Origin of the sequence: Natronosalvus halobius (genome assembly GCF_024138145.1) — an archaeon.
Classification (GTDB): Archaea; Halobacteriota; Halobacteria; order Halobacteriales; family Natrialbaceae; genus Natronosalvus; species Natronosalvus halobius.
On record NZ_CP099998.1, the window covers coordinates 167,599 to 190,238 of the forward strand.

General features: G+C 56.1%; 28 protein-coding genes and 3 pseudogenes. 8 read left to right on the top strand and 23 right to left on the bottom strand.

Annotated features, from left to right (window positions below; all coding sequences use genetic code 11):
• Positions 1–102: 102 nt before the first annotated feature.
• Entirely contained in the window at positions 103–999 is an 897-nt protein-coding gene (locus tag NGM15_RS17675; RefSeq protein WP_253438382.1) for an endonuclease/exonuclease/phosphatase family protein, read from the bottom strand.
• A 432-nt stretch (positions 1,000–1,431) separates the two neighbouring features.
• Here NGM15_RS17675 and NGM15_RS17680 point away from each other — a divergent pair, with 432 nt between their 5' ends.
• The gene (locus tag NGM15_RS17680) at positions 1,432–1,755 is read left to right on the top strand and encodes a hypothetical protein (RefSeq protein ID WP_253438384.1); all 324 of its coding nucleotides are present in this window, start codon (positions 1,432–1,434) and stop codon (positions 1,753–1,755) included.
• Positions 1,756–2,183: 428 nt separating this feature from the next.
• Here the strand turns inward: NGM15_RS17680 and NGM15_RS18975 are convergent, their stop codons facing one another.
• Positions 2,184–2,255, bottom strand: a complete 72-nt coding sequence (locus tag NGM15_RS18975; RefSeq protein WP_425494498.1) for a hypothetical protein — start codon at positions 2,253–2,255, stop codon at positions 2,184–2,186.
• Positions 2,256–2,570: 315 nt separating this feature from the next.
• Here NGM15_RS18975 and NGM15_RS17685 point away from each other — a divergent pair, with 315 nt between their 5' ends.
• Positions 2,571–3,008 carry a DUF6653 family protein gene (locus tag NGM15_RS17685; RefSeq protein WP_253438386.1) on the top strand — a complete coding sequence of 146 codons (438 nt, stop codon included), beginning with the start codon at positions 2,571–2,573 and terminating at the stop codon, positions 3,006–3,008.
• Positions 3,009–3,190: 182 nt separating this feature from the next.
• On the opposite strand, the gene NGM15_RS17690 is transcribed toward NGM15_RS17685, so the two are convergent.
• Positions 3,191–3,973: a DUF8170 family protein gene (locus NGM15_RS17690; RefSeq protein WP_253438388.1), complete on the bottom strand. Its 783-nt coding sequence runs from the start codon at positions 3,971–3,973 to the stop codon at positions 3,191–3,193.
• A gap of 115 nt (positions 3,974–4,088) precedes the next feature.
• Here NGM15_RS17690 and NGM15_RS17695 point away from each other — a divergent pair, with 115 nt between their 5' ends.
• Together NGM15_RS17695 and NGM15_RS17705 are read left to right on the top strand one after the other, a co-directional pair.
• Positions 4,089–4,562, top strand: coding sequence for an ArsR family transcriptional regulator (locus NGM15_RS17695; RefSeq protein ID WP_253438390.1), 474 nt, complete (start codon positions 4,089–4,091; stop codon positions 4,560–4,562).
• A gap of 398 nt (positions 4,563–4,960) precedes the next feature.
• Positions 4,961–5,341, top strand: a pseudogene (locus NGM15_RS17705) (helix-turn-helix domain-containing protein).
• 74 nt (positions 5,342–5,415) lie between these two features.
• Here NGM15_RS17705 and NGM15_RS17710 read toward each other — a convergent pair.
• From NGM15_RS17710 to NGM15_RS17725, 4 genes are all read right to left on the bottom strand, one after another.
• The gene (locus NGM15_RS17710) at positions 5,416–5,739 is read right to left on the bottom strand and encodes a DUF6788 family protein (RefSeq protein WP_253438391.1); all 324 of its coding nucleotides are present in this window, start codon (positions 5,737–5,739) and stop codon (positions 5,416–5,418) included.
• A 72-nt stretch (positions 5,740–5,811) separates the two neighbouring features.
• Positions 5,812–6,741 carry an ImmA/IrrE family metallo-endopeptidase gene (locus NGM15_RS17715; RefSeq protein WP_253438393.1) on the bottom strand — a complete coding sequence of 310 codons (930 nt, stop codon included), beginning with the start codon at positions 6,739–6,741 and terminating at the stop codon, positions 5,812–5,814.
• Between the two features lie 123 nt (positions 6,742–6,864).
• Positions 6,865–7,953: a putative sulfate/molybdate transporter gene (locus tag NGM15_RS17720; RefSeq protein ID WP_253438395.1), complete on the bottom strand. Its 1,089-nt coding sequence runs from the start codon at positions 7,951–7,953 to the stop codon at positions 6,865–6,867.
• 121 nt (positions 7,954–8,074) lie between these two features.
• Positions 8,075–8,473 (bottom strand): arsenate-mycothiol transferase ArsC, encoded by a 399-nt coding sequence (locus NGM15_RS17725; RefSeq protein ID WP_253438396.1) that lies wholly within the window; start codon positions 8,471–8,473, stop codon positions 8,075–8,077.
• A 40-nt stretch (positions 8,474–8,513) separates the two neighbouring features.
• Here NGM15_RS17725 and NGM15_RS18845 point away from each other — a divergent pair.
• Positions 8,514–8,723 (top strand): annotated as a pseudogene (locus NGM15_RS18845) (arsenic resistance protein); the annotation flags it as partial.
• 38 nt (positions 8,724–8,761) lie between these two features.
• Here the strand turns inward: NGM15_RS18845 and NGM15_RS17735 are convergent.
• From NGM15_RS17735 to NGM15_RS17765, 7 genes and pseudogenes are all read right to left on the bottom strand, one after another.
• Positions 8,762–9,109 (bottom strand): DUF8013 domain-containing protein, encoded by a 348-nt coding sequence (locus NGM15_RS17735; RefSeq protein WP_253438398.1) that lies wholly within the window; start codon positions 9,107–9,109, stop codon positions 8,762–8,764.
• A gap of 466 nt (positions 9,110–9,575) precedes the next feature.
• Positions 9,576–10,565 (bottom strand): metallophosphoesterase family protein, encoded by a 990-nt coding sequence (locus tag NGM15_RS17740; protein ID WP_253438400.1) that lies wholly within the window; start codon positions 10,563–10,565, stop codon positions 9,576–9,578.
• Between the two features lie 797 nt (positions 10,566–11,362).
• The gene (locus NGM15_RS17745; protein WP_253438401.1) at positions 11,363–12,289 is read right to left on the bottom strand and encodes a transcription initiation factor IIB; all 927 of its coding nucleotides are present in this window, start codon (positions 12,287–12,289) and stop codon (positions 11,363–11,365) included.
• Between the two features lie 226 nt (positions 12,290–12,515).
• Positions 12,516–12,623 (bottom strand): annotated as a pseudogene (locus NGM15_RS17750) (DNA-binding protein); the annotation flags it as partial.
• Positions 12,624–12,657: 34 nt separating this feature from the next.
• A complete protein-coding gene (locus NGM15_RS17755; RefSeq protein WP_253438403.1) occupies positions 12,658–13,185 on the bottom strand; it encodes a RidA family protein in 528 nt (175 codons plus the stop codon).
• 367 nt (positions 13,186–13,552) lie between these two features.
• Positions 13,553–13,834 carry a helix-turn-helix transcriptional regulator gene (locus NGM15_RS17760; RefSeq protein WP_253438405.1) on the bottom strand — a complete coding sequence of 94 codons (282 nt, stop codon included), beginning with the start codon at positions 13,832–13,834 and terminating at the stop codon, positions 13,553–13,555.
• A gap of 239 nt (positions 13,835–14,073) precedes the next feature.
• Positions 14,074–14,970, bottom strand: coding sequence for a DNA-binding protein (locus NGM15_RS17765; protein WP_253438406.1), 897 nt, complete (start codon positions 14,968–14,970; stop codon positions 14,074–14,076).
• On the opposite strand from NGM15_RS17765, the gene NGM15_RS17770 reads away from it, so the two are divergent.
• The 3 genes from NGM15_RS17770 (at position 14,970) to NGM15_RS17780 (ending at position 17,442) form a co-directional block, all read left to right on the top strand.
• Complete coding sequence (locus NGM15_RS17770) at positions 14,970–15,182, top strand: hypothetical protein (RefSeq protein ID WP_253438408.1); 213 nt, start codon at positions 14,970–14,972, stop codon at positions 15,180–15,182. The two genes, NGM15_RS17765 and NGM15_RS17770, sit on opposite strands and share 1 nt — an antisense overlap.
• Positions 15,183–15,709: 527 nt before the next feature.
• A complete protein-coding gene (locus NGM15_RS17775) occupies positions 15,710–16,633 on the top strand; it encodes an ArsR family transcriptional regulator (protein ID WP_253438409.1) in 924 nt (307 codons plus the stop codon).
• Complete coding sequence (locus tag NGM15_RS17780; RefSeq protein WP_253438411.1) at positions 16,630–17,442, top strand: DUF6036 family nucleotidyltransferase; 813 nt, start codon at positions 16,630–16,632, stop codon at positions 17,440–17,442. The genes NGM15_RS17775 and NGM15_RS17780 overlap by 4 nt, the downstream gene beginning before the upstream one ends.
• Before the next feature lie 144 nt (positions 17,443–17,586).
• On the opposite strand, the gene NGM15_RS17785 is transcribed toward NGM15_RS17780, so the two are convergent.
• From NGM15_RS17785 to NGM15_RS17825, 9 genes are all read right to left on the bottom strand, one after another.
• Positions 17,587–17,754 (bottom strand): hypothetical protein, encoded by a 168-nt coding sequence (locus tag NGM15_RS17785; RefSeq protein WP_253438413.1) that lies wholly within the window; start codon positions 17,752–17,754, stop codon positions 17,587–17,589.
• Positions 17,754–17,984, bottom strand: coding sequence for a DUF8150 family protein (locus tag NGM15_RS17790; protein ID WP_253438414.1), 231 nt, complete (start codon positions 17,982–17,984; stop codon positions 17,754–17,756). Before NGM15_RS17790 ends, NGM15_RS17785 begins: the two co-directional genes overlap by 1 nt.
• 57 nt (positions 17,985–18,041) lie before the next feature.
• Complete coding sequence (locus tag NGM15_RS17795; RefSeq protein ID WP_253438416.1) at positions 18,042–19,343, bottom strand: RNA-guided endonuclease InsQ/TnpB family protein; 1,302 nt, start codon at positions 19,341–19,343, stop codon at positions 18,042–18,044.
• Entirely contained in the window at positions 19,309–19,782 is a 474-nt protein-coding gene (locus tag NGM15_RS17800) for a hypothetical protein (protein ID WP_253438418.1), read from the bottom strand. Before NGM15_RS17800 ends, NGM15_RS17795 begins: the two co-directional genes overlap by 35 nt.
• Positions 19,783–20,074: 292 nt before the next feature.
• On the bottom strand, positions 20,075–20,851 hold the full coding sequence (locus NGM15_RS17805; RefSeq protein WP_253438420.1) for an endonuclease/exonuclease/phosphatase family protein: 777 nt from the start codon (positions 20,849–20,851) through the stop codon (positions 20,075–20,077).
• Between the two features lie 260 nt (positions 20,852–21,111).
• Complete coding sequence (locus NGM15_RS17810) at positions 21,112–21,456, bottom strand: type II toxin-antitoxin system PemK/MazF family toxin (RefSeq protein WP_253438422.1); 345 nt, start codon at positions 21,454–21,456, stop codon at positions 21,112–21,114.
• Positions 21,453–21,818 (bottom strand): MarR family transcriptional regulator, encoded by a 366-nt coding sequence (locus NGM15_RS17815; RefSeq protein ID WP_253438424.1) that lies wholly within the window; start codon positions 21,816–21,818, stop codon positions 21,453–21,455. The genes NGM15_RS17810 and NGM15_RS17815 overlap by 4 nt, the downstream gene beginning before the upstream one ends.
• Before the next feature lie 91 nt (positions 21,819–21,909).
• Positions 21,910–22,236 (bottom strand): DUF7558 family protein, encoded by a 327-nt coding sequence (locus NGM15_RS17820; RefSeq protein WP_253438427.1) that lies wholly within the window; start codon positions 22,234–22,236, stop codon positions 21,910–21,912.
• A complete protein-coding gene (locus NGM15_RS17825) occupies positions 22,236–22,526 on the bottom strand; it encodes a DUF8069 family protein (protein WP_253438430.1) in 291 nt (96 codons plus the stop codon). Before NGM15_RS17825 ends, NGM15_RS17820 begins: the two co-directional genes overlap by 1 nt.
• Positions 22,527–22,640: the final 114 nt, after the last annotated feature.

Genomic DNA, 22,640 nt, shown 5'->3' on the forward strand with positions numbered 1-22,640 from the left:
CTCTGTCGGTCGTGAGTTCTTCGAAAGAGACAGCGTGCGAGATATAGAGAACGTATTCAGCACAAACAAAGCGTGGTTCAGCTGTTCTGAGGTACCATCAGGTCACAGTTTGAACTCCGCGAGTAGTGGGGCATGGTCGCTGTAGCGAAACCCCTCGACGTCGTAAAAGGAGTTACACAGATGCAACTCAGTCGATGCAAAGATGTGGTCGAACCTCACTCCACTCACTTCCCCTGCCGGAACATCTAATGGGTCGTCCGTGCGAGTTGCATGGCTCACGTCCAACACATCGAGTTCACCGAACCCGTTGATTGCTCGAAACGTATCGATCATCCCGGCGTGGCCCAATCCCTTGAGAATATTCAACTCGGCATTACGCCACCGATGGCGAATCCTTGGGTCTTTGTCCTGGATATGCGTGATCGCCTGTCCGTCACACAATTCCTCATCGGGAGTATTGAAATCACCCGCGAGTAGTCGAAGCCGTTCTTCTGAATCGACAATCCGTTGGAAAACTGTTTCGAGAATTTTGATTTTCTCTTCGCCTTTCATACTTCCGGGAACTGCTCTGACGTTCCAGCACTCAATTGTTTGGCCCCCGATCTCGTAGTCAGTTACCAGGATTTTCTCTGGATAATGTGTGTTCAGATTCTTCACATCCACGTTATCGAAGTCCTCTCCGAGGATATCAAGCGGTTTACGGGTAAGCTCAGCTTTGCCTCGAACGGCGGTCAAATTCCCATTAGTGTGTGAAATATCTTGATGGGGTTGTACGGTACTATCACCCAGTTCCGAGGCCCAATCGAGCGTGTCTTCGATTGTATGATAGCCAACCTCAGCGAGGTAGTCGCGGATCTCGGTGCGATATTTGCTGACTTCCTGAAAGAACAGAATATCGGGTTGGTCGTCGTATTCAGCAATGAAATCGATTTGATTCCGAACCCGCTCTCTGGGAGCTCCCGGCCACGCACCCTGGATATTCCAGGAAAGGGCGATCATAAGTGGTATGTTAAAAATCAGCGATAATCAAGATTGACCCGGCAGTCTATAAACCGTTAATAAAAATCGCAGCGTGCTTGCATCTCTGCCTCCTCCAAGGAATCGCCCTCTATGACTACCCACGGCAGGGCCTCCTCGAGGCCACGGAGACGGATATCAACGCCGCTGATGGACCGGATGAGTTGCCTCGAGGCCAACCGCGACGAGCTGGAGTGGATTCGTCCTGGCGGTACCTGCGTGGGCACAAGGTTGAAGCTATATGCTCGTGGGAGTGGTGCTACCCTCACCATGTCCACAGCGAAACCTTGGGTGCGAGAAATCTCGACACCAGGACCAGACTGTGACGACAACGCCCGTTCGGCATTATCGATGTTATCGGTCAGATTTGCTCGACCACCATCAAGGCCACCGTGGGTGACGAGGCGGTGAGCAATGGAGATAAACCGCGGCGAGCTCCATTATCAGAACACCGCCGATAGCCGTCTGAAGGATTGCCTCGATCGATTTGAGGATGCCTCCACATTTTGCGAGGGCATCAGCTCGGACATGGAGGTTGTCCACTCGTTACCGATCGAAGAGATTCTCGAGGCTCTCGTCGCGGCGGAAATGGACCTCAATGGGGGGCTCATCTACGGGCCACGTGACCCCGAGGCCTGTGGGAATTGCGGGGAAGTCGTTTCCCAAGACGAGATGTACATCATGCCTGACGGATCGATTGCTGCGTGTGTCTACTGTGTTGACCAGATTGAGTGGTGAGGCCGTGTTTAGACGCCGAAGAGAACGACTTACTCCGGTGAACTAGCTGCCCTCTGAATCAACCCGAGGAGTGTGCACGCTCGTCTCCCGCGCTACACAAACTGTCTCGTAACACTGGCGAAACGAATTGTCTCTGGCGACCCCTCATCAGCGACCGAGAAAGTGACGGCGACTACGCTGACTGAGTAATCCTGTCTCGAGGTCGCGTTAGTCAAACGAGGGCATGTCTGGCGCTCCAAGTTCTTCCGCATCAAAAAATTCCATCTCTTTTCCACACACCGAGCAATCAGGTGTTTCGGATTTGAGATAGTCTCGGTCCGTTTGGAGAGTGGTTTTCTCACAGTCCCAGCAGACGTAGCTCTCATTCAACATTCCCATACGCTACTCTACTCTCAATTCATCATACATATTCCGGTCAATTAGAGACGTTACTGCACTTCCTCTATCTCGTCAGTTTTCACCCCCTCGAGATGCTCCTGGACGGCACAGTCGACACAGATCTGGTGGGTGACCCGCTCGTCTGTCCCTCACGTATACGTCATGCCTGCCTCGAACCCGAGTACTGCCTCACAAGGCACACCCGGAGAACGTCTGCTGCATTACACGAAGTCAAGGAGAAAGCCCACGACTTCAGTCGTGGGTGGATGTCAATGTCGTGTGCTGAGTCGGCAACAATTCCTCTCAGATGGCTCTGTTGAAACCCTCTTCTTTAGAGACTTATTCACGTGAATCTACTGCACACTACACGTGCTTACTGAACGCTGTGGCGGAATGTTAATGTGACAGTGGAACGTCTCACTTTCGAGATAGTCGATATGCTCAAAGAGTTGATGGAGATAGAGAATATGTGGGCCAGACACTCCAATCCGAAGAGCGGGTGGAGTCGAATAGCAGCAGGGTTCGTGGCCGTGGGCGCACTTTACCATCGGAAATGGAAGTTGTTGGGGCTCACTCTCCTGTTCTTAATCATCAATCCGGTGCTATTCCGCGAACCAAGTGAAGAGTTGGATGACTGGATGTATAAGGTCGTACGTGCTGAAGAACGCTGGACTAACGACGGGCACCGCCTCATCGGTCTCGACTACCCACAGATCCTAAACGCCGTGAGTATCCCAATCGGGCTCTATGGTCTCTACGCGGCGTACAAACGCAAACCTGTCTCAACGTTGGTTTTCACGCTCACATCACAAGGACTCAACCAGTGGTGTATGAAGGAGATTATCGAGTATTACGAAGAAGTCGATTCGCAGTAAGAATAGATCCTATATTGATCCTCCGTCCAGAACGATGCCTGCGTCACCTGTACTGACCGATCACCGATCTTCGCGGATCCCCCTCAGACTGGTGCCACATCCGCGCTCTGGATTCAGCATGGTCGTTGAAGCCTATCACCCCTTGATGATTTCAACAAAACCAATTACTTTTAAAACTAGCCTTATTGCTGTTCCCACCCTGGTCTCGGTGACCCTGGAAGATCACCTGTAGCGTCGAGTAGCTCTTCCTCAGTCGTCCAGGGATAACATCGCCCGTGGAGTTCGAAGAGACGGAAGTCGTTCAGATGCACCCAGCTGTACGACGGAACATCGATATCGTGTTCCTCAAGCGTGGTCCTCACCGTATCGACCGAGATGTCGATCCCAGATTGGTTTGCTCGTTCGATGAGGGCCTCGAGTACTGCAATCTCTGTCTCGTCATCGATGTCGGTGGCAGCGCTGATCTGCGCAGCAGCAGCGACTACATCACGTTCGTCAGTGAGGTGATCTTCCGTTTCCCACTGGTAGGCACGGGGGAAGGCGTACGCCTTTTCGAAGTACTCGGTTTCGCCCAGTTTGCCGAGTTCATTGATCTCCCCACCCGCGCCTTGCTCGAATACGACAGCCACGTAATCACAGAGTGTCGCCGTGATATGGAACTTCACACGAAACTCCGGAAGTCGGGGGAGCTTAATGTCTGAAAGGTCTCCGATGAGAAAAGCATACGTTCCGTATCGGCGGTTCAGCCGATCACTCACTGCCCGTACTCGGCGGAGATACGGATCACGATAGCTCCCGAGGACGAGATACGCGGTTTGATCACGGTCGTAGATTGCCGGCGTCTCATTGTTTGCCCACGAGAGGATTCGCACGGCCTCCGTCGACCCGACGTCGAGTCCGCGTATGGCCTGCTGCACAGCCTTCATGATCTCGCCCGAGTTTGGGGGGACGGATGGAGCACTCATAAGCCGGAACAGTACTGGCTGAGTAAAAGGCATTTCTAACTGACTCAGTGTTTTAGTGATTCTATTGACTCGTTCAGCCCAAACCATTATGCAGTCGAGTCCACTACTCTACAGTATGAGCGATACGGCCCCCGAAGGGTTCGAGGATTCCTTCGCAGAGCAACAGCGGATGCGTGAGCTACTCTCCCAGGAGACACGCCACCTCATTTTGCAGTTGGTCCTCGGTCACCCAGCACACCTCGCGTCGTTGGCCGAACTCGACTACATGATTCCGAAGAACGAGGCGGCCATCCTCGACCAGCTCGAGACGCTCCAAGAAGCAGGAATCCTTGACGTCTTCGTGCACGAACCCAACGTGTCGACGCGCGATCTCCCGTCAAAGTTCTGGGGACCGACCGAGCGCGGGGTTGAGATCCTCTACGAGCATAACTTCCTGCGGGGCGTCCCTGTTGCACGCGCGGTCTACGAGGAAACGAAAAAATCCGAGCGGGTGCAGCGCCACGAGGACGCACCGCGACCCACGCTTCCCAAAGCCGTAGGAGAGGCACTCGAATTCGACGAACCGGATGTGACATCCTCCCCGCCGTAAACGGCAGGGCTTCCGACACGGTGAGAATGTCAGTTCGTCGTCGCTGGCAGTGGGTTTCGACTCTTGAAGCGCCGTGAGCGTCAGCTGCGAGGGTGTCTCGCTCTCCTCACGGTGTCGTTCGAGAGACGCAAAGCGTCTCTCGTGACCCCGAGACGGCTTTGCCGTCTCGGACGGAGTCGTGGCCGTGTCACTACGGCTCCCGTCCTGTGGCGAGTCATCGCCTGCCTGTTTCCACGGCAGGCTCTCTCCCCACTGCGCTCGGACGTTGACCAGACCTTCGAGGAGTTTCGCCAAGCCGCCCAGCACGTCTCGGACTATGGATGGAACGACGACCCCGACCATCTCGTCAAAGCCAAAAACACACTCCACAAAGCCACGTACACCGACGTTCAGGCGACCTGGAGTCCGTTCGGGAGCGGCTCAACGTCGTCACCCAGGAGACGCGATTCGCACTCCTCCAGGACATCCTCGGGCATCCGTCGGAACTGACGACGCTGAAGGAACTCGACTACGTCAACCCGAGCAAGAGCCAGACGACGATTCGTCAGCACCTCCAGCACCTCGTCGACGCCGGCATCGTCGAGGAAGTCCTCTTGTCGGAGGACCGTCGATAGAACGATCTCCCGTACAAGTTCTACGGGGTCAGTGAGAGTGGTCGGCAGTTCCTCGAGGAGCACAAGCTCCTCCGAGCGCAGGAACCCCTCCGAGAGATCTACGATCGAGTGGAGAAGACCGACGACATCAAACGATACGAGACCGCTCCGCGACCCGAGCGATAACTGCTTCTGTCTTTCACTTCGCATACGGGGTGCCCTCCGAATAACTGGTTCTCCGATTGGGGGTACTAGTTCGGCTACTCGTCTGAATTCACTGGAGATTTGTACTTTGACTTGATGCGATCTCCATCCCGCCACTGCCAGTAGTAGTAGCGGTTGTCGTTGATCTCCTTGATCGTGAGTGTCGCTTTCGAGGGGACGTCATCGGGAAGTTCGTCAGAGCGCTCGTTGAGCTCGTCTTCCTCGTCCGCTTCGGCAAGGCGGGCCTCGCGCTCGCGATACTCGGCGAGTTCATCGGCATAGCGGGCAACGCGCCGGAGTTGCTCGAGCGAGTAGTCGTTGAGTGTGTCGATGACGTTGGTGGGGAGATCCGCAGGGGGCGTCGGTGGCTCGTAGGACATGGGCCGATCTGTGTTAACCAACATAGACGCAAAGAGCATAGTTTTGTTGGTTAACTGGGGGAGACGGTGTCTTCAGCCCTCGGCGATCGTCTCGATTATCTCCTGGGCGGTCAAACTAATCCGCCCGAGTCGATCCTGGATCACCTCAGGGTCGTCGCCGTGCCAGGCAGCAAGATAGAACGCCGAGCCGCTCGTATCCAAGCCGCAATACCGACCAACGATGTACGCGACGGCCTCCGCTTCGACCTCGCGTTTCGACCGTTCGTCCTCATCGTCGACGTCGAAATGGAGCAACACGTGAGCGTACTCGTGAATCAACGTGACCGCGAGGTCGGCCTGGTTCGGACGGGCTTTCGCCGCCACGATCGGCGTGAAATCATGGATATCCCGTTGTTTACAGACGCCTTTCGCGTCGCCGTGCACCCACTCGTCAGCGTTGACGATGTGAACCGTCACGCCGAGATCATCCGCTGCCTCTCTGAGTACAGGCACGAGGTCCTCGGCGTCGCCCGTCACCTCCGTCTCTAGCTCGGGAAGGGCTTCGCCCTCGGTCTGCGAGATATCGAAGACAGCGGCCGGTTTGAATCCCACGACCCCTTTCGACCACTCCTCGGGTGGCCTCTCGTCGTAGTCACAGTCGCTGTCCTCGTGGTAGCTCGGCGAGTTCTCGCATGCTGGGCACTGCTTCGTGATGATCGGCGCCCAGATCCAGATCGCCTGTTCGCCCTCCTGGACGTGCCGGTCGAACTCGTTCCGCCAGGTGTTGAAGCCGGCGACCTTCGTCGCCTCGGGACACTGGAGGTTGATGAGCAGTGTGTTCCGATGGGAGTAATCGTGGAAACGACTCTGGACGTCGAGCCACTCCTGAAACTCATCACTGGCCTGCGCCGCATCAACGTCGTTAACGAGGTCGTCGATCCACTGTTCGATCGTACTGTGCATCTCGTCTTTTCGTGTGTCGGTCTCCTCGAAGGAGGCCGACGAATCACTGGTCGTAGCCATTGTGTACTCTGAATCGAGTTCACGGCGACTGCGTCGATTCAGGACGCGCCGCACCCCTCAGGGGCGTATAAAAACGTTGGAGAGTTCGAGCGAACAGCAATCGGTAGCAGCCTGGACGTACCGCTACTGGAGTCGTTGGAGGAGTAGGTACCCGAGTGCTCCGAGGACAAAGGCGATTCCGACGTTGGCCACCAGCCCGACGAGTCCGATTCCAATCGTAAGCGCCAGGTGATCGGTCTTGAGTCCTGCTCGTCCGAGTTCAACGGCGATCAGGGCGAGGACCACGCCGAGCATGGACAGGGGGAACGCGGCAACGATCCCGACAGCGATCACGGCGGCAATCGCATAGATCACCCCCAGAATGAGGTTCGACCCGGCGGTGCGTGCACCGAACGCATACTTTCCGGCCACGCCTCCGCTCCCGTGGCACATCGGCATCGCCCCGAGCGGGATTGCAACCAGGTTCATTACACCCATACTGGATGCGAGTTCGTCAGCTGAGACGTCTGCATCGTAGAAATCTGAGAGGAGCAGTGAGGTCGCGACGGCCGCGTTCCCAACCGTCATTGCAAGCTGGGCGATCGTCCCTTCTACAGCTGCGATCGAGAGTGCCTGTGTATTTGGAAGGTCGACTGCGACGGTCGGATATACCGGTGTTGGAAGGCCTGTCTGAGCAACGGTGATACCAACACCGACGCAGAGGACAACGAGTGCGCTCGCTCGGTGATACCCAGCGAGGATGACAATACCGGCGATAGCAACCGCGATGAGTGCGAACGGAACACTGTTGAGACTGAGTTGAATGCCTGTCTCGAGGAGGATAAGCGCGACCGCGACTTGGACACCGCGAATCACGGGCTGACCGATGTACTGGGTAATCCGGCCGAGCGTTCCGGTCCATCCGACGACGAGAAGAATACCTCCGGCGAGGAGGCCTGCGACCGCGAGCTCGCCTGCGGTAAGTGACCCAGCGATCACCAGCGCAGCGAGGGCCTTCATCGGTTCGACGGACATCGGTAACCCGTAGTAGAGTCCCCACACGACCTGGAATACCGCGAATCCCAGAAGGAGGTGGGTGAGCGAGAGGTCGGTCAGCGCACCGATAGCGACGACAATGGGAAAGACTGTAACCGAATCTCCTAACGCGCCAGTAAACTCACCGACTGAAAAATCGATGGCGGGTGTCTGTTCGTAATCGCTCGAATGAGCCACTATCTGGGGATGAGGGCTCTGAACTTATGAATTCATTCAGTAACGAGATTCGGTGACCAGTAATCTCTTCATAACTAGAATTGGTTACTTCCCCAGTTTGCCCACACCCGACGCTGATTCACTACTGCTCTTCTTCGCTGAGGTTGTCGAAGAATCGGGAAACCCGGCGTTTGAATTCTTCTAACTGTGCTCCGGTATCGGATGCATCGAGGTCCCAGACTTCACTCTCTCCCGACCAACCGTCTGGCTGGAACTGCTCGACCGAACAGCCCATCGTCACGACGTGCGTCGCGTCTTCGATGTCTGCGGGAGTGATCTCACGGGGCTTGCGATCACTGATGTCGATTCCTTCCTCCTGGAGGGCTTCAATAACGTCGTCGTGGACGGAGTCGGCGGGATCCACGCCGCCGGTGACAATCTCGATATCGAGCGCTCGGGTGTCTCGCTCGCGTTCTGCAAGTGCTGTCGCCATCTGACTCCGCCCAGCGTTTCCGACACAGACGAACGCGATTTTTGTCATCAGGTCTACTACGTCCTAGACGCATATGAACTCAGTTCCAGTGTTCACCTCCGCAACGCGAAACTCACTGGTTATCCTCCCACTGGCGCTCGCGCTCCCGTCGGGCAACGCGCTCGCACCGGCGGTTGTCTTCATTCAGATGCTCGTTGAACTGGTTAGAACGGTTATTCTCGCATGAGTCATCCCGGCCTGGTTGGTCTTGGAGTCGTCTGATCAGATCCTCGATTTCGACGTTGGACGGAGTAGTTGAGTCACTCCCAAGGCGTCAATTCTGAACGCAGATGTGGGTCACCGGAGTTCGTGTGTTTCCTCAGCGAAGCCGACCGTAACCAGGTACTCGAGGAACGCGTCAAACCGCTCGACGTCGCTGGGTGTGTCGGCCGCAAGGTGTCGCGCCCATTCGATGGCCCACCGGAAGGCGGGATCCGTTCCGCCCTTGCCATGGACGTACCACCACCGAGCAGCTTTCAGCACGACCAGCGGATTCGTCGGCGGATGCTGACCAGCAAGCCCACGGGTGATCGACTCGATTTCGTCGAGGACATCGGCGGGGTCGACGTCATCTGATTGGGCGTTCGCGATATCGACTGGAATGGCGTCAATTGAGACGTTGTTGGCACTCTGTTGTTGACTCACAGGAAGTCACCTCTGGGTGAGAACCTTCGATAGAGCTCTCGCTCTTTCCGGGGCACAAAAACAGCTACCGGAGAACCGACTCGCTGCTAACTTAGCGGCCGGTCGCAACTTATAGAATTATCTGAGTGTAAGGGGTGATGGCAAAAGCGACGGTGGTCGGGTTCTCAGTTGCGATGATAGGTACGACACTCTTGTCCGTCACGAGCGTGCTCCCAGTGTAGCCGGCTGTAGCCAATCCCTCGCCCGCTTCGATTGCATCGGGAAGACTTTCATTTGTACGAGTTCTGGAGAACGCTCAGTACCCATTCGAATGGCGATACACCTGCACAACACAGTCGAAATAATCTGTTTTAACGGTCTCTTTGACTCGTTGGACGAATCGTAGTTGGCTCTGTGTCGTCATCAATACCCTCCAGTGCGTGTGCACCGGCACTCATTGCCGGCGCAGCCAGACTACACCTAATCCTCAGAGAGGGTGTCGTGTGATACCGTCGATCCCGTCTTCAGTCACGCGAAGTAGCCACGTTGACGGGTTATTGTTTTCTTTTCTGTTATTGATCGGTGTTGGTGCTCCGGTAACAAGAACGGGCGTTTGGAATTCATCAAGTGTGCCCTGTTGGCCGACGTGCATATGTCCGGAAACGATGAGGTCAATGTCCACAGAGGTTTGTTTAACCGCCACTCGAAAATCTGCTCCTCTCTTTTGATACATGAGGTGGCCTTTTCCATTTTGAACAGGGTATGGAGTATCGTGGACGACCAATACGTTCGCGTTTGTTAGTACTGATTGAGCCGATGTTTTGAGCGGTTGGCCTGGGAAGTTATCGTAACTGTAGTCGATACCGAATAGTGTGACATCCATTTCCCCCACTGATTCTCCAACTGTGGAGAGGCGTTCAATTCCCGATACATCCTCAGTTGCACCATCAACCGTCCGACGGCTCGCCGGTTCGTCGTGATTCCCATAGATGTAGTAGAACGGTATGTTGAATTCTGACTTGAGATTGTTAATCACAAAGGATCGGTCTGATCCAATGGCAACGTGATCGAAAATGTCCCCGGCGTGAATAACGCCATCAGCGTCTAGGGTATTGGCTTGGTTCATCACAGCCCGGAAGCGATCACGAGCGTCAAGCTCTCGAGCACCCTTTGCTTTCTTGTCACGGCGACGATGCCGATAACCGACGTGGGTGTCCCCGACAATCAAGAGCCGTGTGGCGTTGTCACCGGGCGGTCCAAGTTCAGTCACCGTCAGATCCTTCGTACTGTCGAGCTGGTAATGTCGAGTTCCACCCTGTGACCAATATCTTCCACGGACATTTTCGAGCTCATACTGGTGGCCTTCCGTAAGTGAAAGGGAGAGAGAATGTGTGGACCATACCTTCAGCGAAATCGTGTGACCGGCTGCATCTTCGACTGTAACTTCAAAATCGAGTTTGTTGTTGCTGGAGGTCACTACCTCTCGAACAAGGACTGTGATGGGGTCTGAAAGCCGGTCGTTTCGAGGAAGGTCGTCGCGAGTGAACAGATAGTTAACAAGAAGGAAACAGAACGAGTATTTAATCGATACGAGATTGTTGCCTCCATGGCCGATTTGACCCTTTCGACAATACCTTCATTGCTATGGAGTGAGATTCCTCAATATTATCGGATGTACTCAGCAAAGATCTCGAGACGGGTGAATGTCCGCCTGAGAGAATCGAGGCACACAACACAATTCACATCTCGATCACTATTTCATTTCCGCTATCTGAATCAAACAATAAATCAAATGATGGATGCTTGAACAGCACCTCATCACAGGACTTGCATTTAGTGAACAGAGGTTGTTTTGCACTCCAGTAATCTGTCCGCTCAATTATTGCTTTCCCGAATTTTCCGAAATGCCCACCAGTGGTTTCGAAGTGATCAAATTCATGACTTCCGCACTCCGGGCATGGTTCGTGAGACAGAACCGGCACCTGGTCTGGCTGGCAGGAATTGACACGCCACAGGAAGCACACTCGCTCGCTGTTGCGTCTGAGTCGTCTGGATATCCCACGAGCGTCTCCGCGGTTCGATCTCTGGATGGCTCGCGCCGACTGTCTCTGGCGAGTTCCTCGTCGGGAATCTGCGTCGCCTCGTCAACCGGTCGGAGTTCCTCGAGGTCAGCGTAACGGTCGGTCATGGGGACGTCTACCAGCACGTTCCTTCGTCTTCACTTTTAAACATCAACCCCGACCTGTACAGACTGAAGGTTTTAGATCAGCCGCTTCAGAGTGCCAATTCAGCCAGTGTGTCTTGATGCGACCGGATGGTCGGAGTAGTGACGTTCGCAGCCTCCGCGACTTCCGTCTGCGTCAGCCAACGCCCTTCTTCGTGCCCAGCTTTGTAGAGACAGGCCGCTGCAAATCCTGATGGCCGGACGCCCGTTGTAGCACTTGTTGATTCAGCTTCTTCGGCCAACCGTCGAGCTCGCTGACGAATGGCGTCAGAGACATCGAGTTCCGACGCGATACTGGGGATGAACTCGCTTGGACGAACGGGCTGGGCCGGGAGGCCGAGTTCTCTGTTCACCGTCTTGTAGGCACTTTTGACTCTCGACTGCTCGACCCGTGCCGCATCGACGATACCCTCGAGCGTTCGTGAGAGACCGTTACAGCGACAGGCACCGTAGACGCTTGCTGCCGCCATTGCCTCGATTGATCGGCCTCGAAGCAGGTCTTCAGTTTGAGCACTCCGGAACAGCTGACACGCCTGGTCGCGAACCGATTCTGTGAACTCGAGAGCGCTCGCGATTCTTCGGATTTCACCCAGGCCCTGTGCGAGATTTCGCTCGGCTTTCGACTGGAACCGCCCACGAGATTGCTCACGCCGCATTCGGGCTAGCCGCTGGCGTTTTTGTTTGGAGAGCTCGTTTCCGTTTGCATCGATCCTGCGACCGATCTCCGTCGACAGTCCGCGGTCATGACGTGCCGCAGTCAGTGGAGCCCCTGTTCGTTTTCGCTGGTCCTGATCGTGAGGTCTCCATTCCGGACCGTGATCGATCCGTTGCTCATCAATGACGAGCCCACAGTCCTCACAGATAGTTTCGATAGCGTTTGTGGTGACCCAACCGTTGCACTCGGGGCATTGGTTCGATTCAGTCTCAGTCTGGACGTCTTCGTCGAACGTCGTTTCATAAATCTCTCTAGTTGCCATGGTGCTCACGAGGGGGCGATGCGTTGCTCGGGATGCCCCTCAGCCACTCAGGGGCAAACAAACACCGCACGATACGGCGACGTTACGGACCTATAGGGTGGGCGAAAGCCCGGCAGCGAAACGGCCATTGGCCGTGAGCGGCCCGGAACGTGGAGGTGGTGGGAGGTGGCGGTGACTGCGTACACATCAGCAAAAAAGGGGCGTCGCCCCGGCTATTCCCATCACCGACTGCACTCATCAGGTCGTTCCCACCGACTACGGCTTCGGCCAACCGCCGACCGGTCGCCGCTCGCGACCAGCCATCCGGCTTCTCCGCCAACCGCATCGACATCCGCTCTCGATTTCAAGAGCGAGTGACTATTTCTACTTTAGTCCTCAACCGGAACTTCGACCTCGAGTTCGACGAGTAACCCGTCCTGTGCGAGCTGCTGTGGTCCAAGGAGCGTGAGACATGGATACGGTGGATCGGCAAATACGTCGTTCCACACCTCGAAGAACGCGTCCCGATTCGTTTGTAGCTTGACGACGTGTGCAGTCACTTTCGTCACGTCATTCAACGATCGATCGATGTCTTCGAGGAGTATCTCGACATTTTCGAACGCTTTGAGCGTCTGGCTTGTAATATCTTCCCCCGCGAGTTCGAATTCTTCGTTCCAACCGACTTGTCCCGACATAAAGAAGGTACCGTCTACGACGATGCCATGACTGTAGCCGATGCTCGAGGCGTCGATAAGCCCGTCTGGAGCGATCTGTTTCCGTGCCATGACATGGCAGTCAGTGTGGAACTCGAAGTAGATGGCGGTCGATGTACCGTCGATCGTTTCGGAAACGTAGGGAACGTCGGCGGCAGCGCTCGCGGGCGTGACGTACTTCGTTTTGGTGCCGCGATCGATCACCAGGGCCCCGTCGGTCTCCAGTCGCGAGTCCGGATAGATGAGAGAAGGGTCCGAGGTGGGTGCCTCTGGCTTGTCTGGGAAGGTTGGACCCGTTTCAGTCTTTTCCTGTTGAGATACTGAATAGACCGGTTCCCTCCATATTTCGCGTTCGAGAGCGTCCTCGTGACCCTCTTTGGACTATTCGAGACGGCCGTGAAGCGGCTCATCTAGTTTGTGAACGTCGAATCTATGCCATCGGTGTCGCCGAAGAACAGGAGAAGACCGCTGGCCATCAGTGAGTTTCACAAAATAACTGCACGGTCAGCGTTGAGATGGCGGATAGGTAATGAGATGACTCGGTAGCTTTGTCGAACGGACTCCACTAAGGTTATAGAATGTCTCCAATGTACTGGTCTTCCCACTGTCCCCGATCTTCGATCTCACGACGTCCGCGGCGCGTCACGGAATAGACGTTCGTCCGACGATCGGCCTCACCTTTCTCGATCAACCCCTTGTCGACGAGAGTGTCAAGGTTCGGATAGAGACGGCCATGGTGGATTTCTTTCTCGTAGTAGTTCTCGAGTTCGTCTTTGATCGCGAGTCCATGCGGTTCGTCTAGTCCGGCGGCCACATACAAGAGATCACGCTGGAATCCAGTCAGGTCGTACATTGTCGATACTTTGTAAGAAACCCAATTAAAGGCATGGGATGCTGAACGTATTTGCCAATGACAGGCTTAGCGAAAGCCCGGGAGCATGGTTCGAAAATCAGAGATTTTCGTCATCACGAAAGAGCGAAGCTCTTTCGAACGAAAACGGCGCCTTGAGCGCCGTGATCAGCCCGGAACGTGGAGGAGGTGGGAGGTGGCGGTGATTGCTACACATCAGCAAAAAAGGGGCGCTACCCCGGCTATTCCCACCACCGACCGCGCTCTGGGAACATAACGGTGCTCCACCCGGTCAGGGCCACGGAGACGCGCCCGTTGTACCAGTTCTTCGCCGCCCCGTGAATGCGAACGCGCTCGCCTTCTTCGATCCAGGGTTGGTCGCTCGCAACCCACGACGTCAGCTTCGTACGCCCGCTCTCGTCTTCGATGAGCCCCACCTGGGAAATGGCTGCACTTGACGGCTCCCACAGCTGCGTCACCGTCCCTTCGATGCTCACCTCTTTGCAACCAATCTCCTCGAGTTTCCCAATGGGAACCACCTGCCCTGACGCCGTCTCCAGCTCCTCGTACACCCCGACGACTGCGCTCATCAGATCTTTTCCATCGACGACGACCTCAGCCAGCCGCCGGCTAATCGCCGCTCGCGACCAGCCATCCAGCTTTTCCGTCAGCCGCATCGACTGTCTGTTCACTGCCGCCAACTGCTCCTGGGTGAGTTCTGCACGAGGATCGTCTCGCTCCGGGTCCGCCATCGGATCCACGCTCGCCGCTCGCTTCTGGAACGCAGCACGCCGCTCAGCGCTTCGCTTCGCCGCGACCGTTCGCGTCCGCTCTTCCCGACCGTTCTGCGTCCCCAGTTCGGCCTGGGCACTGATTCGCTCCAGTTCGGCCTCTCGCGCCCGAATGCGCTCTTCCTGTTCGAGGGTCGCACCGTGAATCCGCTCGTCACTGGTATCGACCATCCCGTCCGGGTGGTTGGCATCGACCTTCGCCTGGATCTCCATCTGCACCGTTGCCTGGAATTTCGGCGTCTCGTCAACGACCTCAAAGTCATCTTCATCGACTTCTGCTTCGTCCGCTTTTTCGAATGCCTGTTCATCGACCGAAACTACATTACTGGTACCGTTGTTACTTGACATTGGAACTCATCTCAGTTCCGAAGGCGCTCACGCGCCGCCACCGCGATGCTACAACATCGTGGTTTTCCGACGACACCGACCGACAGACACATCTGCGCGCTCTCGCTCGCGCCTTCGCGAGCGCCCCCTGGGGCGCGAGCGAGAGCGCGCCTGAGGCGGACAATCATCCAGCACCGCGCGTCGACCCGCCCGGAGCGAGCGGCCAGCTTTAAGCCGTTTCTCGTGTCCGGCCCGGACTGCGGGTCCGTGTCCAGGGCGACGGTCGTGAGCACGGCGAGTCGTGGGGTGACTCGCCGCGCGGAACGGCCCAAAGCGCTGGAACGCGAAAGCCCGCGAGTGGCGCAACCGAAAACGCGCTTAATGCTGGCGCGGAGGCCAGATTCATTTTAGCCCGGAACGGGCGCGGGCGGTGCGGAGAGCGCCCGCACGCCCGGAATGGTCGGTCGCGAGCGACGCGGAGGGCGGCAGCGGCGAGCGGGGCGGGCCGTAGAGAAACACCGTTCAACCGGGCCTGACGCTCAGTGATACAGCCGCTATCCTGGTGGACTCAGAAAGGGCGAGGCCGGCTCGGTCGTCCCCCGACCCCGTAAGCACCGCAGGCACGAGGAGCGCAGCGGTGGTCGCGGGATGCCGAGCGGCCGAGGGCTTTCATCCGTTATGTCCACGTTCTCGACTGGGTCAGTCGGGTGTTGCAAAATACCGAAGTCATTTATATATTGGTTCGCTAGTATGCGACAGTATGCTCACAGAAGGCGAGGTTCGCGCCCTTACTGCCCTCCACGGTGAGCAGACGGTCTCTGAACTCGCAACGAATCTCGATCGGAGTCTCAGCTACACCTCAGAACTCGTCGAACGGCTCGAAACAGCTGGCTTCGTCGAGACACACCGACAGGGAAAAACAAAGCAGATTCGACTGTCGGACGCAAAGGCACTCGAGTTACTCACGGGCCTCACGCAGCAGTATTCACACATCGACTGGCCTGAGCTGTTGTCAGGGGCAGCCATCCGTGTTTGCTACTACCTCGATACCCCACGGACCGCAATCGATCTCGCACGCCATGCCGACGTCCACAGAAGTACCGTCCACCGTGCACTTGCCCCACTTCAGCATCGTGGAATTGTCTACCAAACCGACGACGGTGCGTACGCACTGAATGACGGCTTCGAACAGCTGAGTGCATTCGCTCGTGAGCTTGCCCATCACGTCCACCGCCAGACTGTCGAAGCACAGACCGACACGTACACGATTATGTGGGAATCCCTCGACGAGTTCCTTGTCCAGACGACTACTGAGATCATTGAGGAACACTTCGTTCCGACAGGGCCAGACCAATTCCAGCGATATGGTCTCCCGCTGTTGGCACGTGACCGTCGATACTACCTCTATTCGGAGACGACGAGTGATCTCACCCCAGAGACACTGTGCTGCCACATGCTCGTGATCGATTCGGGTGCACGGACTCAATCATACTGCCTGCTCCTGCTCAGCCACGTCGACATCGACCGCGACGAACTTCGAACCCAATCTGTCACGTACGGAGTTGACGACGTCGTCGACGAGCTTTGCACATATCTCGACACCAGCGGTGACCAGCGGACGTCGCGACTCCCTGAGTGGAAGGACTTCCAGGAACTGGCTGAGGAGTACGAGGTGACGCTATGAGGGCGCGGTTCGATAGCGCATACATTCGCTCAGAACTCGAGCGCATCGGTCAGCAGCTGGACACCCCACTCACCGCCTTCTTAATTGGCGGTGGATCGATGGCGTTTCGCGGGCTCAAAGAGACGACCAAAGATATCGACCTCATCGTCTCCGGAGGAGACGATCTGAGTCAGTTACAAGCGGTGCTCCTCGAACTGAGATATGATATCGTCCAGGAGCCGGACGAAGAGTACGAAGAACTCGGTGCCCAACGAATCCTCGAGAACGATGATGGATGTCGAATCGACGTTTTCAACCAGCAGGTGATTGGCAAACTGATTCTGTCTCCAGGCATTCGTGAGCGGAGCGAACGGTATCTCAATCCTGGGCATCTCGTGGTCGACCTCGTGAGTCCAGAAGACACCTTCCTGTTCAAAGCCGTCGCCGGTCGAGTGGACGACATTGAGGATATGTTTTCGTTGATGCAGACCGGCCTCGAGTTCGACGTCATCGAAGACGAACTCACCGCGCAGATTGAACTCCTAGAGCAAGAACTGTTCGTGACCTACGTGAACGAGGCGTTGACTGATCTCACCGAACAACACAACGTAACGACGCCGTTGCATGGTCCAGTTGCAGAGATTACCGAGCGCGTCTACGAGGAACTCGAAGTGCTTCACGCCCTTGATGAATCGAAACCGATGGCTGACCTGCAACAGGAACTTGACCGTCCTGCAACGGACATACAGGAGATTGTGAGACGTCTCGAAGAGAAAGACGCCCTCGTAGTAACCGATGGTCGCGTAGAACGTCGCTCAACAACAATCTGACTGCGATGCTGGGTCTGGTGGGAGGTGAAGCTGAGTGGCTGAGGGCTTTCTCGGTAACGTGTCCTACGGGCATGGGGCAGTAGCGGCGGGAGAACAGATTCAGACACCGTATCCATGGCACTCTCTGTAGAGACACTAGGGGAGTCACTCGTTTTCGAGTGCTGCGTAGATCTCGGCGCGGCGGCGTCCGTCGAGTTTCCCCATCTCGAGGGCGATCTGGTGGCGTTCCTCGTCGCTCTCGGCCGCCTGATAGCGCTCGTACAGCTGGCGGACTTCATCGTCGACTGACTTCGAATGGGTAGTGTCGGACATCACCGATCGCGCAGCCGGTCTCGAGCAGCCGTAAACTGAACGTGATCCGTATCGCCAGCAGCAGCCATCTCATTGGCGGACTGGAGCTGGGAGTCGATAAGGCGATTCTGCTGGCGTGACCACTCGCGATCGTCGTGCGTCCGAACGTACTCCGCCCAGCGCTTGATCATCGCGCGGCGTTGCTCCGTATTCCGGCGTTGATCGTCCTCAAACTCCTGTGAGTTCAGCATAGTAGTCTTCCACTCCAAGCTCTTTGACGTACGTTTCGAGCTGCTCCGTGGTGAAGTTTACCCCGCGTGCGGTGACGCGGGGCGTCCTGCGTTTCGCGACGGCAGGCTTCCTGTTTCTACGACGCGACTTGCAGATACCTCACGGGTATCCACAGCGGTTGCAGTCTCCGCAGGCGTTGATTCGGACTCTCCCAGCCCTAACAGGACGTCAAGAGAATAGTCGACCCCCAACTCCTTCAACCCCAACTTCTGCACTTCAAACGCCGCGTTCCTATCGCGGTCGGCCTCGAATCCGCACGCTGGGCACGAGTGTTCACGTACCCACAGTGGCTTCGCGGTCTCCACGCTACACTTTGCACAGCGCTTCGTCGTCCCCTCAGGAGGCACAGTGATAACGTGACAGCCGTTCTTTCGGCCGTGGCGTTTGAACGTTTGAATCGTCTCATACCATGACATCAATGCGATGTTTCGCCCGTTCGATGACAAGCGGAGTAATCCTCGGGTATTCAGGTCTTCGAGAAACACGGCGTCGAAATCGCGGGTGTATGCCCGAGCGAGTTTCTCGCGGAAGTCCTTGAACTTGTTTCGCAAGTCTTCGTATGCTTCGGCGAGTCGCCGCCGCGCTTTCTCCCAGTTGTTCGACCCGTGGTCTTTGCCTGAGAGTTCGCGGTGGCGCTTGTCAATGCGTTTGATGTCCTCGCTGAACTCTGGCGGCGTCACAGCGATTCCGTCCGAGTCGTGCGTGAACGCGAGGATGCCAAGGTCGATGCCCACCGTGTCCTCGACGTCAATGGTCGAGGGCTCGGGTGGCTCTGGATACTCTGGTTCCGTATCGAGGACGATACTGACAAACCATTTTCCCGATTTCTCCTGCTTGAGAATGACCTGTTTGATGTTGGCGTCGTCGGGAAGTGGACGGTGATATTCGATGTCGAAGGTGCCGATTTTCGAGAGTTCCAGCGTCGCATGTCCATCCCGGCCCGTGTTACTATCCACGTCAAATCCGGATTGGTTGTACGTGACACTACGGAAATCGTGTGGCCGCTTCCACGTCAAGCCACCCACGTTATGCCCTCGCGTTTCGAGTTCGTCGAGTGCGTCTCTCGCCCAGTAGATGCGCCGCACTGCCATTTGCAGGGCTTTCGAATGCGCTTCGACCCACTTGGGGAATTCGCCCTTCCACTCAGGAAGCTTGTTTTGTAGGGTTGTGTACGTTGGTTTGTCGTGTTCGGGAGCCGGGTTGTAGTACTGGGTGAGCGCATGGTTGTAGACTTCCCGGTTGAGATTAATTTGATAGAGTGCTGACTCTTTGTCTTCCTCAGTTTCAGGGTGCGCTCGGTACTTGACCGTCGGCTCCACTGTACGCAGTACTTCGGTTTGATGTGTCTAAATGCTGTTGGTCGAGGATGCTCTCGCATTCATCCCCGGATACGGTGACCCGGGGAATTCTGCTGTTAGATTCTTTAAATCGTTCCTCGAAAGTAAAGTACAAGTGAAGTGCATCTTCGAAATCCTTCCCACTGAGACTGTCTGAAGCTTGTGCGAGCCGGAGTTTGTATGCAATTTGGAGTTCGAGCGGACTGATCTCGATCTGTCCTTCGTCGGAAGTAATCGTGAGGGCCTCGCGCTTAACATCGGTTGAGACGAACCATATCTCGAAGTTTGGATACATCTCTCCTTCTTCGGCAATCCAGATTCGGTTGCCTTCGCTCAACATCGAATACATCTCATCGAGCGGCATCGCCATCCTCCAATACCCATGGTTTTTGAGTTCAGTAACTGACTTCTGAGTCTCCATTTCGGATAACGGCTCCAGAATGACGTCGATGTCCTCTGTCGATCGGGATCGCCTTGTAAGGATCGCGACGCTTCCACCGACGATAGCGTAGTCAACCTCGCAAGTGTCGAGTATAGAGGGCGCATGTAGCACAGACGAAGCATGATTCAGCCGTTCCGATGAACCACCAGGTTACAATTCGAACTCTGCGAGGAGCGGGGCATGGTCGCTGTAGCGAAACCCCTCGACATCGTAAAAGGCGTCGCATAGATCCAAATCAGTCGATGCGAAGATGTGGTCGAACCTCACTCCACTAACTTCCCCCCTCTGGAACATCTAATGGGTCGTCCGTACGAGTCGCGTGGCTCACGTCCAACACATCGAGTTCACCGAACCCATGGATGGCTCGAAACGTATCGATTATTCCAGCGTGGCCCAATCCCTTGAGAATATTCAACTCGGCATTGCGCCACCGATGGCGAATTCTTGGGTCTTTGTCCTGGATATGCGTAATCGCCTGCCCGTCGCATAGTTCCTCGTCAGGAGTATTGAAATCACCCGCGAGTAGTCGAAGTCGTTCTTCGGAATCGACAATCCGTTGGAAGACTGTTTCGAGAATCTTGATCTTTTCTTCACCTTTCATACTCCCGGGAACGGCTCTGACGTTCCAGCACTCGATCGTCTGACCCTCGACCTCGTAGTCAGTTACTAGAATTTTCTCTGGATAATGTGTGTTCAGATTCTTCACATCCACGTCATCGAAGTCCTCCCCAAGGATATCAAGCGGTTTCCAAGTGAGCCCAGCTTCGCCTCGAACGGCGGTCAGATTGCCATTTGTATGCGAGATATCCTGGTGGGGTTGGACAGTACTGTCGCCCAGTTCCGATGCCCAATCGAGCGTGTCTTCGATTGTATGATAGCCAATCTCAGCGAGGTATTCGCGGATCTCGGTGCGATATCTGCTGACTTCCTGGAAGAACAGGATATCGGGTTGATCGTCGTATTCAGCAATGAAATCAATTTGATTCCGAACCCGCTCTCTGGGAGCACCCGGCCACGCACCCTGGATATTCCAGAAGAGGGCGATCATAAGTGGTATGTTAAAAAACCAGTGATAATCAAGATTGGTCCGGCATTCTATGAATCGTTGACAATAAGTCGTGGTGTACTTGCATCTCTGACCCCTCTCCAAGAAATCGCCGTCTATGGCCTCCCACGACAGAGCTTCCTCGATCCACGGGGACGAATAACAACGCCGCTGATGGACCGGACGAACGGCTCGAGGGCAACTGTGACGGGATGGAGCGGATTTACCCGAACTTGCGGTAACTGGTGGTCACGAGGTTGAAGCTAGCGAGCGTCGGCTGGCGGGTCGAGATACGTCTCCAGCTCGTCGATGACGGTCTGGACGAACGATTCATCGAGACGACCCTGTCGACGGATGAGTGCAGCGTGCTTCGGTGACGCAACCGACCAGGGCGAGGCGTAGCTCTGGCGTGGCATTCCACCTTCCACCCAGTCAGAACCCTCGATTGGGACCGTTTCGTCGTGGGGAGTGGTCGTCAGCGTGACCGTCATATACTGTTCGTCGCCGAACGGGTGCGTGTCGTTGTTCAGGATCAGCCACGGACGCGGGTTCTCACCCGACTTGAACGGATCCGGCCCCCAGACGACGTCCCCACGCTGATAGCTCATTCAGTCGCCTCGTCCTCGTCGTCGACTGCGTGCTCCAACCACTCGTCCATGTCTTCCTCGCCGAAGCGGTCATTGGCCGCCCGCGTACTCTCGAGCAAACTGATGTGCGCCGCGACGTCGTCATCCTCACCGAGCGCCCAGTAGGTGCCCTTATGCCGGACGAGTCCCCGATCCTCGAGCCGAGAGAGGACGACGCTGATGCTCCCCGCTTTGACGTCGGTCGCATCCCGAATTTCGCTTTGGGTGAACGCCTGATCGGGATGGGCAGCGAGAAACTGCATGACGCGATCGGCGTTCGTCTCCCCGGAGTGCTGGAGGCGGTCCTCGGGGGAAGATTCGAACGTCTCGATGTCGATGGGCATATGTATTGATTGTCCCTGTATGTATTAGATGTATCGACGTATTCCTGAGCCAATTCGGGCTCGCTGATTTACTGGGAGTGGGCTGGTCGGGCTATTCATCGACGACATGTGTTTCGAGGTCCCGTGTCCAATACGTCACGGGGCCAGTAGGGCTACAGCGAACACACAGCTGCAAGGGCCCTTCGAGATGCCCGAGTTCAACACGAAATCGCGTGAGTGCAGTGAGCGTGTCGACGACGAGGCCACAGCTATCACAGGCGTGGTGATCACGCTCGCCGAGATTGGGATGCTCCTGGTCGGCACAGTCGACGCAGATGGGATGCGAAACTTGCTCATCTTTACCCCAGGTAATGGCGATGCCACGCTCCGACCCGGGAAGCGCATCGCAGAACGCACATCCCGAAAGCGTCTGCTGCATTACGACGTCTCCTCGTCGGCATCACGGCCAGCTGTCCACCCACGATGGAAGACAGCCAACTGCTGAATTGAGTCGAAGGCTTCGCCGCTTGGCTCATGGACCAGCACTCGTTGTTCGGCGACCGCCGTCACGACGCCGACGTCGACGAGGTCACTGACGAGGTGCCGCGCGGTCATCTCGTCGACGTCCGCTGTCGACACCCGGGCCGTATCCCGGTCCTGTGTGAAAAGTTTGGTTTCGAATCGTTCGTGATCGTCTGATCTGTCGTCAAGGATGTCTGGATCAGTCATGGAACTCACATCTCGGCACGCTCTCGAGCGCGCCTCGCGCCTCGCGGCGCCGACAGACTCATCGTCGGGAACAGGTGAGGAGAATGAAGCAGGACTCTGAACTCGAGAGATTAA

What these genes read in the sequence shown, in the direction of transcription:
- NGM15_RS17765 (WP_253438406.1), bottom strand. Translation starts at nt 14,970, where the DNA reads ATGTCAAGTAACAACGGTACCAGTAATGTAGTTTCGGTCGATGAACAG.
- NGM15_RS17775 (WP_253438409.1), top strand. Translation starts at nt 15,710, where the DNA reads ATGCTCACAGAAGGCGAGGTTCGCGCCCTTACTGCCCTCCACGGTGAG.
- NGM15_RS17780 (WP_253438411.1), top strand. Translation starts at nt 16,630, where the DNA reads ATGAGGGCGCGGTTCGATAGCGCATACATTCGCTCAGAACTCGAGCGC.
- NGM15_RS17680 (WP_253438384.1), top strand. Translation starts at nt 1,432, where the DNA reads ATGGAGATAAACCGCGGCGAGCTCCATTATCAGAACACCGCCGATAGC.
- NGM15_RS17675 (WP_253438382.1), bottom strand. Translation starts at nt 999, where the DNA reads ATGATCGCCCTTTCCTGGAATATCCAGGGTGCGTGGCCGGGAGCTCCC.
- NGM15_RS17690 (WP_253438388.1), bottom strand. Translation starts at nt 3,973, where the DNA reads ATGAGTGCTCCATCCGTCCCCCCAAACTCGGGCGAGATCATGAAGGCT.
- NGM15_RS17790 (WP_253438414.1), bottom strand. Translation starts at nt 17,984, where the DNA reads ATGCTGAACTCACAGGAGTTTGAGGACGATCAACGCCGGAATACGGAG.
- NGM15_RS17785 (WP_253438413.1), bottom strand. Translation starts at nt 17,754, where the DNA reads ATGTCCGACACTACCCATTCGAAGTCAGTCGACGATGAAGTCCGCCAG.
- NGM15_RS17715 (WP_253438393.1), bottom strand. Translation starts at nt 6,741, where the DNA reads ATGGCTACGACCAGTGATTCGTCGGCCTCCTTCGAGGAGACCGACACA.
- NGM15_RS17695 (WP_253438390.1), top strand. Translation starts at nt 4,089, where the DNA reads ATGAGCGATACGGCCCCCGAAGGGTTCGAGGATTCCTTCGCAGAGCAA.
- NGM15_RS17725 (WP_253438396.1), bottom strand. Translation starts at nt 8,473, where the DNA reads ATGACAAAAATCGCGTTCGTCTGTGTCGGAAACGCTGGGCGGAGTCAG.
- NGM15_RS17820 (WP_253438427.1), bottom strand. Translation starts at nt 22,236, where the DNA reads ATGCAGCAGACGCTTTCGGGATGTGCGTTCTGCGATGCGCTTCCCGGG.
- NGM15_RS17710 (WP_253438391.1), bottom strand. Translation starts at nt 5,739, where the DNA reads ATGTCCTACGAGCCACCGACGCCCCCTGCGGATCTCCCCACCAACGTC.
- NGM15_RS17685 (WP_253438386.1), top strand. Translation starts at nt 2,571, where the DNA reads ATGCTCAAAGAGTTGATGGAGATAGAGAATATGTGGGCCAGACACTCC.
- NGM15_RS17800 (WP_253438418.1), bottom strand. Translation starts at nt 19,782, where the DNA reads ATGGAGACTCAGAAGTCAGTTACTGAACTCAAAAACCATGGGTATTGG.
- NGM15_RS17810 (WP_253438422.1), bottom strand. Translation starts at nt 21,456, where the DNA reads ATGAGCTATCAGCGTGGGGACGTCGTCTGGGGGCCGGATCCGTTCAAG.
- NGM15_RS17815 (WP_253438424.1), bottom strand. Translation starts at nt 21,818, where the DNA reads ATGCCCATCGACATCGAGACGTTCGAATCTTCCCCCGAGGACCGCCTC.
- NGM15_RS17760 (WP_253438405.1), bottom strand. Translation starts at nt 13,834, where the DNA reads ATGTACGACCTGACTGGATTCCAGCGTGATCTCTTGTATGTGGCCGCC.
- NGM15_RS17745 (WP_253438401.1), bottom strand. Translation starts at nt 12,289, where the DNA reads ATGGCAACTAGAGAGATTTATGAAACGACGTTCGACGAAGACGTCCAG.
- NGM15_RS17805 (WP_253438420.1), bottom strand. Translation starts at nt 20,851, where the DNA reads ATGATCGCCCTCTTCTGGAATATCCAGGGTGCGTGGCCGGGTGCTCCC.
- NGM15_RS17825 (WP_253438430.1), bottom strand. Translation starts at nt 22,526, where the DNA reads ATGACTGATCCAGACATCCTTGACGACAGATCAGACGATCACGAACGA.